The sequence below is a fragment of the Polyangium jinanense genome (assembly GCF_028435365.1).
In genome coordinates, this window is sequence record NZ_JAGTJJ010000008.1 from 125,692 (window position 1) to 138,086 (window position 12,395).

The 12,395-nt window shown below is 68.5% G+C and carries 9 protein-coding genes and 1 tRNA gene; 6 read left to right on the top strand and 4 right to left on the bottom strand.

Annotation, left to right across the window (positions count from 1 at the left end):
- Positions 1-27: 27 nt before the first annotated feature.
- Positions 28-573, bottom strand: a complete 546-nt coding sequence (locus KEG57_RS18530) for a hypothetical protein (RefSeq protein WP_272458210.1) — start codon at positions 571-573, stop codon at positions 28-30.
- Positions 574-621: 48 nt separating this feature from the next.
- The gene (locus tag KEG57_RS18535; protein ID WP_272458211.1) at positions 622-3,003 is read right to left on the bottom strand and encodes an FG-GAP repeat domain-containing protein; all 2,382 of its coding nucleotides are present in this window, start codon (positions 3,001-3,003) and stop codon (positions 622-624) included.
- Between the two features lie 152 nt (positions 3,004-3,155).
- On the opposite strand from KEG57_RS18535, the gene clpB reads away from it, so the two are divergent.
- The 6 genes from clpB (at position 3,156) to KEG57_RS18565 (ending at position 9,702) form a co-directional block, all read left to right on the top strand.
- Positions 3,156-5,750: an ATP-dependent chaperone ClpB gene (clpB, locus tag KEG57_RS18540; RefSeq protein WP_276605094.1), complete on the top strand. Its 2,595-nt coding sequence runs from the start codon at positions 3,156-3,158 to the stop codon at positions 5,748-5,750.
- Between the two features lie 37 nt (positions 5,751-5,787).
- The gene (gene serS / locus KEG57_RS18545; RefSeq protein ID WP_272416904.1) at positions 5,788-7,086 is read left to right on the top strand and encodes a serine--tRNA ligase; all 1,299 of its coding nucleotides are present in this window, start codon (positions 5,788-5,790) and stop codon (positions 7,084-7,086) included.
- A gap of 303 nt (positions 7,087-7,389) precedes the next feature.
- A complete protein-coding gene (locus KEG57_RS18550; RefSeq protein ID WP_272458213.1) occupies positions 7,390-8,262 on the top strand; it encodes a DUF4339 domain-containing protein in 873 nt (290 codons plus the stop codon).
- 214 nt (positions 8,263-8,476) lie between these two features.
- A tRNA-Gln gene (locus KEG57_RS18555) sits at positions 8,477-8,550 on the top strand.
- A gap of 52 nt (positions 8,551-8,602) precedes the next feature.
- Positions 8,603-9,229: a sigma-70 family RNA polymerase sigma factor gene (locus KEG57_RS18560; RefSeq protein ID WP_272416906.1), complete on the top strand. Its 627-nt coding sequence runs from the start codon at positions 8,603-8,605 to the stop codon at positions 9,227-9,229.
- On the top strand, positions 9,226-9,702 hold the full coding sequence (locus KEG57_RS18565) for a hypothetical protein (RefSeq protein ID WP_272458214.1): 477 nt from the start codon (positions 9,226-9,228) through the stop codon (positions 9,700-9,702). Before KEG57_RS18560 ends, KEG57_RS18565 begins: the two co-directional genes overlap by 4 nt.
- Positions 9,703-9,712: 10 nt before the next feature.
- On the opposite strand, the gene KEG57_RS18570 is transcribed toward KEG57_RS18565, so the two are convergent.
- Positions 9,713-11,275 carry a sensor histidine kinase gene (locus KEG57_RS18570; protein ID WP_272416908.1) on the bottom strand — a complete coding sequence of 521 codons (1,563 nt, stop codon included), beginning with the start codon at positions 11,273-11,275 and terminating at the stop codon, positions 9,713-9,715.
- Between the two features lie 11 nt (positions 11,276-11,286).
- Complete coding sequence (locus KEG57_RS18575; RefSeq protein WP_272458215.1) at positions 11,287-12,378, bottom strand: (Fe-S)-binding protein; 1,092 nt, start codon at positions 12,376-12,378, stop codon at positions 11,287-11,289.
- Positions 12,379-12,395: the final 17 nt, after the last annotated feature.

The window sequence follows — 12,395 nt, forward strand, 5'->3', positions numbered from 1 at the left end:
GAGGGGGGCTTCGTGTTTCGAAGGGTTTTACTTCTTCAGCATGTTGTTCGGGCCGCCCTTGGCGCGGTCCTTGGGGACGGGCCTCTGCCACGAGGTGCCGTCCACGTTCATCCAGGAGACGACCACCTCGATGGTGGCATCGGCCTTCCCGGCGGCCTTGTCGAAGGGCCCGACCGTGATATCGGCCGCCTGACCGGCGTCGAGCCCCTTCGGGTGCTTGCCGCTGATCATCTCGATGAGCTTGCCGTCTTTGTCGTACGCGAACGCCTTGTACTCGAGCATCTTGATGCCTTGCTCGCTCGCGTTCTTGAGCTTGCCGCCAAAGCCCTTGTCGGCGACGGCGCCCTGCTCGAACTTCACCGCGTCGGCGACGGCCTCGAGCGTCGCGCTGTCGAGCTTCTTCGGCTCGGCCTTGGCCGGCTCCGCCTCTTTTTTGGGCGCCGCATTGGCGTCGGCGCTCTTGGCGCTCGCCTCGGCTGCGGGTTTGTCCTGATTGGTTTCGGTCTTGGACTGCCCGCAGCCGGCGAGCAGCAATGCACCGAGTGTAACCGCAATGAGAAGGTTCGCTTTCATCGCGCGGCACACTAGGCGAGCTTGCCCTGGCCTGTCCAGGGCGTTACGTCAGTTCGGTCCGCCCTCACAAACGCCGCTACCCTGGGCGACGTTGTTGTCGGTCCGGCATTCGTGCCACGCGTGCGGCGGCGATTGATCATCGACGATCACGAAGATCTTTTTCGACCCATCGAGCACGCCGGCCGGCGGCATCGGGAGGGGGAGCGTCACGTCCTCGGCTTCGGCCGGATAAAGCACCTTCGTGGTCATGACGGGGCTGCCGGGCAGCGGCACGCCGCCGTTTGCCGGGTCGTCCAGGTAAAACCCGATGTTCACGCCCGCCGGTACGCTCGCCTCGCCGATGTTGCGCACGCGCGCGATGAGCCCGTACGTCGGGCCTCCGCAGATCGGGAACACCGTGGCGACGAGGTCCGGCGCGGAGAACTCGCCCGAGGGCTGCACGTTTTGCCGGAAGTTGTTGAGCTTCGGCTGCTTGTAGTTCGGCTGCTCCACCGTGGGGATCGTCCCGTCCTCCTCCACGTTCGTCACGTGATACCCATGCTGATTCCACACCCGGCGCGTGCGGACCCAGTTTCCGTTTTTATCGCCGAAGATCCGCACGCCCGCCGTCTTCGAGCCGTCCGCGCAGGTAAAACTCGAATACGAGTTCGACACGACCACGATGTCGGCCTGCCCGTCGTTGTCGACGTCGGCGACCAGCGGATACTCGTAGAGCGTGCCGTTCGTATTGCACGTCTCGTAAAGCACCGTTCCGTCGGTCCCGGCATAGACGTGGATCATCTTCTCGTCGGCGTAGACGACCTCGGCCTTGCCGTCGCCCTCGAAATCGAAGACCGAGCTGCCCGTCGAGGCGGACGAGCAATCCTGGGTTTGCCGGATCCAGAGCAGCGTCTCGGCGTTCGGGATCGCGGGGGCCATGAGCTTCTTGCCGTCGAAGACCGCGTATCCAACGCCGCCGGCCATGGCCACGTCGGGCGTACCGTCGCCATTGAAGTCCGCCACCGTGGGCGGGCCGCCGCCTTGCGTGTAGCCCGTGCTGTTCGTGGGGCAGAGCGCCGGATTGAGGGTGCCGTTGATGTCGATGCCCGTGCGCACGACCTTGAAGCCGCCGGGCTCGTTCGGGTCCACGCGCCAGATCCGGAGCTCGTGGTTCGAATTGTAGATCCCGATGACCTCGGGAATGCCGTCCTTGTCGAGGTCGCCGACGGCGGGGAAACTCGCAACGAGGCTGGAGTCGACGAGGAGCGTGCCGTCAGCCTTGTAAATGCGCCTGCCCGTGACGATGTCGAGCTTGCCGTCGGCGTCCATGTCGGAGACCACGACGTTCGAGGTGTTCGCCGGGTCGAACGTCGCGACGGTCGCGCCCGTCTTTCCGTCGAGGATCTGCGATTCCACCACGACCTCGACGTCGCCGTCCTGATCGAGGTCCGCGAGCGAGGACATGAAACACGTGCCGGGCCCGCTGAGCCAGAGCTCCGCGCCCGTCGCCGTATAAGCGCGCGCACGGCCGTCGATCGTGCAGACCACGATCTCATTGCCCGGCACGCCGTCGATGTTGCCCGCGGCGATCGAGCGGCCCGGGTGGTTCTGGCTCGTTGCGCCCGCGTTCGCGGTCCACTTCTCGACGATCTGGCCATTGACGATCGAAATGGCGTGGAGCGTGCCATTTTCGTTGTACTTGTTCGTCTGGAACGTGAGGAAGACGATTTCCGGGATGTCGCGCTCGTCGACGACACCGTCGCAGGTGTCGTCGTCGAGCTGGATCACGACGGGCGCCATCATCACGCTGTCCTGCGTGTTCGCCGCGGCCGGGTTTCCCCAGGCGTACTTGAGCACGGGCTCGAACTGGCCGACGGGCGGCTTGTACTCGCATTTCGCGAGGCAGGTGATCGGGTCGTTCGGGCCGGGCTCCATGCCGGGCGCGCATTCGGGCGGCTGCGGCAAGCATTTGCCCGTCGCCGGCGTCACGCCGCCCTGGCACGATCCGCCCGCGCCGCCGTCGGGCATGCCGCCCGGCTCGCCGAGCGCATATTCGCAGTAGGAGCCCGCGGGGCATTCCGTGGCGTCGATGCACGTCGTGCCGGGGACCACGCATTGCTGGAACGAGCAGACCTCCGCGTCGCCGCAGCAAGCCGTCCCACAGGCCTTGTCCTGCGTGCAGCACACGCCGCCCGACGTGCAGACGCCGCCGTCGCCGCAGGCCTCGCCGGGCGTGCAGCCGTTGGTTCCGCTGTCGCCGAAGAGGTCGCCGCCCTGACCACCCTGGCCGCCGCCGCCCTGACCGCCCTGGCCGCCGCTGCCGCCCGAGGAGGTGCCTGCGGAGGCGCCGCTGCCCGTCACGTTACCGTCACCGCACGAGGCGAGCGCGGCCGCGAGGGACGGGACCACGAGCGCCGTGAAAGCGAGAAAAGAGAGCCGATGTTTGCGCATGAAGGCGCATCTTCGCCGAGGGCGCCCGTCCGTGTCGATCGCGAAGAACCCGAAAAGGACTCCCGAGCGTGTGACCTCTTCGCTTCCTTGGCAAGGGCCTTGCTTGCGTGAGATCCGGCCTTAGTTTCGGTCGTGCCATGCGGATCGATAGAATGACCACCAAGGCCCAGGAAGCGGTTCGTGCTGCCGTCGACCTCGCGAGCCGGCGCGGAAACCCGGAGCTTTATCCGGAGCACCTCCTCCGAGCGATCGTCGCTCAGGAGGATGGGATCGGGGCGCCGCTCCTGGAAAAGGCCGGCGTCGACCCGGGGCGTGTTTTGCAGGCCCTCGACGCCAAGATCGATAGCTACCCCCGCGTCAGCGGCGGCGCCGAGCCGAGCTTGTCGCGACGAGCGCTCGGGCTGATGCAAAAAGCCGAAGACGAGATGAAGTCCCTCAAGGACGACTTCATCTCCACCGAGCACCTGGTCCTCGCCGCGCTGAAGAGCGACAAGGACACGTCGCAGCTCCTCGAGCGCGTGGGGCTCAATTACGACAAACTGCTCGCGGCGCTCACACAGGTGCGCGGCAATCAGCGCGTCACCGATCGGGATCCCGAGGGCAAGTTCCAGGCGCTCGAGAAGTACACGCGTGACCTCACGGACCTCGCGCGGCGCGGGAAGATCGACCCGGTGATCGGCCGCGACGAGGAGATTCGCCGCGTGATTCAGGTGCTGTCGCGCCGGTCGAAGAACAACCCCGTGCTCATCGGCGAGCCGGGCGTCGGCAAGACGGCGATCGTCGAGGGCATCGCGCAGCGCATCGTGGCCGGCGACGTGCCCGAGTCGTTGAAGGACAAGAAGCTCGCGGCGCTCGACCTCGCGGCGATGGTCGCAGGCTCGAAGTTCCGCGGCGAGTTCGAGGACCGGCTGAAGGCCGTCCTGAAGGAGATCGAGAACGCGCAGGGCCGGATCATCCTGTTCATCGACGAGCTGCACACGCTCGTCGGCGCGGGCGCGGCCGAGGGCGCGATGGATGCGGCGAACATGCTGAAGCCTGCGCTCGCGCGCGGCGAGCTCCGCTGCATCGGCGCGACCACGCTCGACGAGTATCGCAAGCGAATCGAGAAGGACGCGGCGCTCGAGCGCAGGTTCCAGCCCGTGTTCGTGGGCGAGCCGAGCGTCGAGGATACGATCGCGATCCTGCGCGGGCTCAAGGAACGGTACGAGATTCACCACGGCATTCGCATCCAGGACGCGGCGCTCGTGGCCGCGGCGATGCTCTCGCACCGCTACATCACGGAGCGATTTCTGCCGGACAAGGCGATCGACCTCGTGGACGAGGCCGCGAGCCGCATCCGCATGGAAATCGAGAGCCTGCCGACGCCGATCGACAACGTGGAGCGGCAGCTCGTCAAGCTCGGCATGGAGGAGCAAGCGCTGCAGCGCGAGCAGGACAAGGCGAGCAAGGCGCGGCTCGAGGACGTCAAGCGCGAGATGGCCGAGCTCCAGGCGAAACGCGACACGATGCGGGCGCAATGGATGCGCGAGAAGGAGCTGCTCTCCGAGATCAAGAAGACGAAGGAATCGATCGAGCAGCTTCGCCTCGAAGAGGAGCGCGAGAAGCGACGTGGTGACCTCGGCAAGGCGGCCGAGATCCATTACGGCAAGATCCCCGAGGTGGAGAAGAAGCTCGAAGGGCTGCGTGAAGCGCTCGCCAAACTGCAGGAGAAAGGCAGTTATCTCAAGGAGGAGGTCACCGACGAGGACATCGCGGCCATCGTCTCGAAATGGACCGGCATTCCGGTCTCGAAGATGCTCGAAAGCGAGATGCAGAAGCTCCTGCGCCTCGAGGACGAGCTGCGCAGGCGCGTCGTGGGGCAGGACCACGCGCTCGTGTCGGTGGCGAACGCCATCCGGCGCTCGCGCGCGGGGCTCGGCGAGGAGAAGCGGCCGATCGGCTCGTTCATGTTCCTCGGGCCCACGGGCGTCGGCAAAACGGAGCTCGCGCGGGCGCTCGCCGAGTTCCTCTTCGACGACGAGAAGGCGATGGTGCGCATCGACATGAGCGAGTACGGCGAGCGGCACACGGTCGCGCGGCTCATCGGCGCGCCGCCCGGATACGTCGGCTACGAAGAGGGCGGTCAGCTCACCGAGCCCGTGCGGCGGAGGCCCTACACCGTGGTGCTCTTCGACGAGATCGAGAAGGCGCACCCGGACGTGTGGAACGTGCTCTTGCAGGTGCTCGACGATGGCCGATTGACCGATGGTCAGGGGCACACGGTCGACTTCAAGAACACGATCCTGATCCTCACGTCGAACCTCGGCACGCCGGCGGCGATGGCGGTCGAGGAGCGTGAGGGGCTCGATCCGCGGGACAAGGCCGAGCTCGTGCGGCGCGTGGTGCTCGAGGAGGTGCGCAAGCACTTCCGGCCGGAGTTCTTGAACCGGCTCGACGACATCGTGGTCTTCCGCAGGCTCGAACGGTCGGAGGTGGAGAAGGTCCTCGACATCCAGCTCGCGCAGTTCGAGAAGCGCCTGGCCAAGCGCGGGATTTCGATGACCGTCGCGCCCCCGGCGAAAGCCTTCCTCATCGAGCAGGGCTGGGATCCGCAATACGGCGCGCGGCCGCTCAAGCGGGCCATCCAGCGCTACATCGAGGACGAGCTCGCCAAACGGCTGCTCGCGGGCGAGTTCAAGTCGGGCGATACCGTCGCGATTGGACGGTCGGGCGATGGCCTGACCTTCACGAAAGTCACGTACAACTAGGCTGACAGCGGCGGAGGTCTCGGCTAAACCCGCCCCCATGCTGGACCTCCGCCACGTCGTCGATCACATGGACGACGTCCGCGCCGCCCTGGCGCGGCGCTCGCCCGCGGCCGCGGCCGCCCTCGCCCCCATCGCCGAGCTCGGCCAGAAGCGGCGCGAGCTCATCGCGCTCAGTGAATCCAAGGCCGCCGCGCGCAACCAGGCCAACGAGAAGATGGCCAAGGCGGACAAGAAGTCCGCCGAGTTCACCGAGCAACGCGAGGCCCTGAAGCGCCTGTCCGCGGAGATCAAGGACGCGGAGCAGGCGCTCAAGGACGTCGAGGCGAAGATCCACGAGCAGCTCGCCCTCGTCCCGAACCTGCCCGATCCGTCGGTGCCGGACGGCAAGGACGAGCACGACAACGTCGTCGTCCGGACCTGGGGCGACAAACCGTCGTTCACGTTCACGCCCAAGGCGCACTGGGACATCGGCGAGGGCCTCGGCATCCTCGACTTTTCGCGCGGGGCCAAGCTCTCGGGCTCGCGCTTCACCGTGCTCTGGGGCGCGGCGGCGCGGCTCGAGCGCGCGCTCATCAACTTCATGCTCGACCTGCACACGCGCGAGCAGGGCTATACCGAGGTCCTGCCGCCCTTCCTGGTGAAGGACTCGGCGCTCTATGGCACGGGGCAGCTCCCGAAGTTCGCCGAGGACCTCTTCAAGACGCACAAGAGCGACCCCGAGCGCGCCTACGACCTGTATTTGATCCCGACGGCCGAGGTGCCCGTGACGAACCTCCACGCCGACGAGATCCTCGAAGCCGACAAACTGCCGCTCGCCTACACCGCGTACACGCCCTGCTTCCGCGCCGAGGCGGGCAGCCACGGCAAGGACGTCCGGGGGCTCATCCGGCAGCACCAGTTCGACAAGGTCGAGCTCGTGCGCTTTTCGACGCCCGAGACCTCGGCCGAGAACCACGAGACCCTCACGCGGAACGCCGAGGAGGTTCTCAAGCGGCTCAACCTGCATTACCGCGTGTCGCTGCTCTGCGCGGGCGACATGGGCGGCGCCTCGCAGAAGACGTACGACCTCGAGGTGTGGCTGCCGGGGCAGAGCGTCTATCGCGAGATTTCGAGCTGCTCGAACTTCGGCGACTACCAGGCGCGGCGCGCGGCGATCCGCTACCGGCCCGAGCCGAAGGCGAAGCCGCGGCTTCTGCACACGCAGAACGGCTCGGCGCTCGCGGTCGGCCGGACGGTGATCGCGATCCTGGAGCAGTACCAGCAGGCCGACGGGACCGTGGTCGTGCCCGAGGCGCTGCGGCCGTTCATGGGGTGCGAGGTCATCAAGGGGGTTTGACCTCACCCCCATCCCCTCTCCACTCCGTGGAGAGGGGGGAAGACGCGCGTTTCTCCTCCCCTCTCCACTCCGTGGAGAGGGGTTGGGGGTGAGGCCTGCGAAAACTTGGCCGACCTCACGAGAACCCTGTAGGAGCGCCCTAGTCACGTCGAGCGTCCGCCCGTCGCCCCATATCGCGGGGCCTGCGGACGCCCGGTGTTTGTCGGGAAGGGGCGTCTCATGCAGGCGTCGTGTGCGTCGTCGTCCATCAAAAGCAGGGACCCGGAAGACACGATCCCGAGCGTCTTTCAGCCGCGCTCGTCCATGCTCCCGCCCCCCGCGGAGAACCAGGCCGAGACGCAGCCGGCGCCGCTCGTGCGCGAGAGCCATCCGACGATCCCCTACGAGCGCGCGAACCCCAAATCCTGGTTCGCCGCCCAGAAGAGGCGCAGGCTCGCGCGGCTCCACCTCGACGAGGAGAGCACCGAGAGCGGCCGCCCCATGCCCGAGTGGTGCGTGGAGCACGGCCCGGGTCTGCGGGCCATGACCACGTTCGAGCTCTGGATGGCCCTCGCCAGGGGTGAGATCGGGGCCGAGACGACGGTCTGGCGCGACGGGATGGAGGGGTGGAGGCGCATCGAGCACATCCCCGAGCTCGCCTATGCGCTCGCCGATTCGGTCTCGTTCGACCCGCCGCTCGTGACGCCCGCGCCCTTGCCGGACGTCGCGCTCACGCCGCCGCGTGGCGAATCGAGGACGCCTCTCACCTTCAGCGGTGCCGTCGCGCAGACGGGCGACCCTCCGCACGTACGGTCTCTCGAGGGAGACGAGACCCGCTCGGAGCCGATTTCGCTCCCTGTTCGGGCGTGGCCCTTCGGTCGCAAAGGTGGGTCACGACGGTCTCTGGCAGGGCAAGGAGGGTTCTCCTTCTTACTCGGGTGTGTCGTGGCGGTGACGGCCGTTGGCCTCGCGCTCGTGCATCGAGGGATCGCGCCTGCGGTTCTGTCTGGGCAAGCCGGGGGTCCGGACCGTCCCGCGCTCGTGTCCGGAGCCTCCGAGCTCGTGTCGAAAGTGGGGCACAGGACGGTCGAGACCTTCCGGCAGACAGAGGCGGCTCCCATGGCGCCCCCTCCGCCCTCGGCGCGCCACCATACCGACCCGGGTCAGAGACGGTCGCGACGGGGCGTTCGGCGGTAGCGACCGTCCCCGAAGACGAGCGCGACCCTCCTGCGCTGGGGGTCGACCGCCGGCGAGGTTGGTCACGGCTCTGTTTCGCTGGGGGTCGACCGTCGCCGAAGTCGGTCGGCCTCCTCCCGCGGCCGGCAGCGACCGTCTCCTCGGCACGTGCCAAGCGGGGAGAGTCGCGCTATCGTCCCGGCCCTCTCGAGCTCCGGGCATGCCCGGGGCTCACTCCGGCGTCGTCTAAGGGCAGGACGGGGGACTTTGAATCCCCTAATCATGGTTCGAATCCATGCGCCGGAACCACTAGCGTCCCCCGACCGAGGGCGTTTACCGTAGCTGCGAGGAGCAGCCGGGCGTGACGAGCGACGACGAGACCGAGGAGGCCAGGTTCGTCGCGCGTCTCGTGGCGCGTGACGAGTCGGCCTTCAACGAACTCGTGGTCGCCTACGAGCGACGCGTGTTCGCGCTCGTGTTCCGGATGATCGGGCGACGCGACGAGGCCGAGGACCTCGCGCAAGAGGTGTTCGTCCAGGTCTTCAAGGCGATCGATCAGTTCCGCGGAGAGTCGAAGCTCTCCACGTGGATCTTCCGGATCGCCGTGAACCTCTGCAAGAACAAGGCGAAGTACCTGTCGCGGCGCAAGGTGGGCGAGCAGGAGGACGTCCACGAGATCGCCGATCGCGTGACGGGCGACGGCGGCAAGGGCGTCACGGTGAGCGGAGCGATCAACCGCCCGGACGAGATTCTGGAGGGCATGCAGCTCGAGCGCATCGTCAGGCGCGCGATCGAGCAAGTCGACGCGGACTTCCGCGAGGTCTTGATCCTGCGCGACGTGGAGGACATGTCCTACGACGAGATCGCGGAGGTGACGGGCTTGCCGGAAGGCACGGTGAAGAGCCGCATTTTCCGCGCCCGCGCGCAGCTCCGGGCCCTGGTCGAGAAGGCGCTCGGCGACAAGCTGAGGAGCGAGAAGAAGGCATGAGCGGCGACGCGAAGCGAAAGCCAGAGGCGGGCGCGCCGGCCGACGATCAGGATCTGCTCGGCACGGAGGGCGACGTCACGGGCGAGGAGGCCGAGCGCCTCGCGGCCGAAGCAGAGCGCTGGCTCGACGCCGAAGAGAAGTCCGCGGCGAAGGACGAGACGTCGGGCGCAGACGAAACAGGCGCGGCGAAGACGCGTGACGAGGACGAGGACGAAGCGCCGCTTGACGAGGTCGAGGTGCGCGAGCTGCTCCGGCGCGCGCTGCGTCCACCGCCGGGCGCGGTGGCGCCGAGCCTGCTCGGAGGCGTGCAGAAGAAGCTGCGCACGCGCTCGCGAGGGAAGTTTTACGGCGACGGATGGAGCACGTCGCGCTCGCCGCGCTCGACGTACCTCGTGACCAGCGTGCTCATGCTGGTGCTCGTCGCGTTCGTGTTTTTGGTGCTCCTTCCGTGGGGCGGCGCCGCGCTCCCTTGAGCGACGCGCCCTAGGCCACGAGCTCGTCGTCTTCGACGGCCTTCGCGCTCGGCTCCGACGCGCCCGCGGCGGGCAGGTGAATCAGAAACCGCGTGCCGCCGCCTTCACGGCCGAGGCAGCGGATCGTTCCGCCGTGCGCTTCCACGATGTCACGCGTGACCGCGAGGCCGAGGCCCGTGCCGCGTTGCTTCGTGGTGAAGAAGGGATCGAAGATCGACGCGCGTAGCTCCTCGGGCACGCCCGAGCCCGTGTCGTCGACCGCGAGATCGATGCCATCGTCCTTGGCCTTGCGGATCGACACGACGAGCTCGCCGCCTTTCGCCATGGCCTCGCGCGCGTTGCGCACGAGGTTCAGGAGCGCCTGACGGAACTGCGACTCGTCGAGGCGCGCGTCGGGCAGATCGTCGTCGGCATCCACGCGGCTCGCCACGCCGCCGCGGTCGAGCTCGGGTCGCACGAAGGCCACGAGCTCGCGCGCGAGGTCCTCGACGCGCTCGCGTTCGAGCCGCGGGCGAGGCCTGCGCGAGATGCTGAGGTACTGCTCGGCGATGCGCGAGAGCCGCTCCACCTCGGCCTTGATGGCGACGACGAGCTGCGAGGCCTCCTTGTTGTCCGACGACGCGACCTCCTCTTCGAGCAGCTCCAAATTGAGGCCGATCGACGACAGGGGATTGCGAATCTCGTGCGTGACGTGCGCGGCCATCTTGCCGATGGCGGCGAGGCGCTCGGCGTTGACGAGCTCGCTGCGGGCGCGCTGGATGGCGGCGACCATGCCCTCGAACGTGGTCGCGAGCTCGCCGATTTCGTCGTTCGTGGCCATGACCTCGCGCGGCGTGAGGTCGCCTTGGGCGACGGCCTTCGCGCGCTCGGTGACGGCCGTGAGCGGCGCGAGCACGCGGCGCGCGTAGATGGAGATCACCACGCCGACGAGCAGCGTGAGCACGAAGAGGCCGACGAGGAGCTGGATGGACCGGGCCTCGCGTCGTTTCGCCTCGGCCGTGAGGCTCTCCATCCGCTCCTCGACGCGCAGCTTGATGGCGCGGAGCCGCTGCGCGCCCTCGGCCTCGCGCTTGAGCAGCTCGTCCCGCGCCCGCTCCGCGGCTTCACGATCGCTCACCGCGAGCGCCTGGAAGAGCTGCCCGAACCGCTCGGGATCCGCGCCGAGCAGCCGCTCGATCGCCGCGGCCTCGCGTACGATCTCGTCCTGGAACTTCGCGACGGAAGGATCTTCGTCGACGAGCCCTTTCTCCGCGGCTTCGCGCACGTGCGCGAACGTGAGAGGGCGCGTGCGGCGCGCGGTCTCGATCCACTCGCGCACGTCGCCGGGGTTTTTCGCGGCCGTGATGTGGTTGAGCTGCGCGTTGAACACGTTCTGCGCGGCCAGGGCCTCGCCCACGCGGAGCAGGAGCGGCGCGTATCCGCTGCGGAGGAGCTCCGCGCCTTGCGACGTGTCGCGCAGCGCGCGAAAGCTCCAGGTCACGGTGAGCGCGAAGGCCGCGAGCACGAGCACGTAACTCGCGAGCAGCCTGCTCGAGACGGTTCGCCTTCGGCGAGGAACCTTCGGGGTCGACATGCGTGCGGTCGTCAGGGAGCGAGCGCCCGCGCGAGCAGGCTGACGAGGTCCTCGGCAGCTTCGCCGCGGCTCCGGAAGCGCCGCAAGCTCGACCCGCACGCCGTCACGAGAAGGCCTCCACCCCGCGCCTTGTGCTCGGCGATGCGCGCGTCCGCGATGGCCTCGCTCGTGCGCGGACGCGTCACGGGCAAGAGCGCGCCTGCGCCGCTGCACTCGCTGTGCTCGCGGTCGCGCTGGAACGTCGCGGGCTCCTTGCCGGACATCTTCGCGAGCAGCGCGCGCGGCTCGTCGTACCGGCCGAGCCCGCGACCGAGCTGACACGGCGCGTGCCACCGCACGGTCGTGCCTGCGAGCTCGGGCAGCACGCGGAGGCGGTCCTGCGCGGCGTGCGCGAGGTCGAGGAGCAGCTCGGGCTCGCGGGGCATGGTGACGCCGACGCGCGCGTGCTCGACCATCGTGGCGCGCGCGCAGCCCGGGTCCACGACGAGCAGGCGCGGGACCTCGGCGACCTCGGCGGCGAGGCGCTCGGCGGCCACACGGAAGCCTTCCCGGTCACCCGCGTGGAGCGAGGGGAGGCCGCAGCAGCTTCGAATGGCGCGCACCGGGCCGCCGACGAGCTTCGCCGCGGCGGCGAGCGCGTCCTTCGCGACGGCCGGGTTTTTCCGAGCGTACGAGCATCCGACGAGCACGCCGGCCGCGACGTGCCTTGGCGTTTCGCCCTCGATCGCATCGAGCGCCGCGGCCGTCTCGCTGGCGCGCGCTTGCGTCCGCATCACCACGTCCATGGCGGCCTTCGGCGCGGCGCCGCGTGCGAAAAAGTCCGCGCGCGACTCGACGAGCACCGTCGCGGGCTCGTTCCTGTGGTCGCACTTCTCACGGCACGCGTGGCAGCCCGTGCAGGCCCATGCGGGCGCGGTGTGCTCGGCCTCGACGGGCACGTCGCCACGGCCCGCGAAGTACGTGAGGCTCATCTTGCCCCACGGCGTCACCGTCTCGCTCGCCTCCGCGTTCGAGACGGGGCACGCGGCGCGGCAGAGCTTCGGGCAGTACACGCACGTCTCGAGCGCGCGTTTGTGCGTGGCGACGATGGGCAGGCGGAGCACCTCCGGAGTCTCTGCTC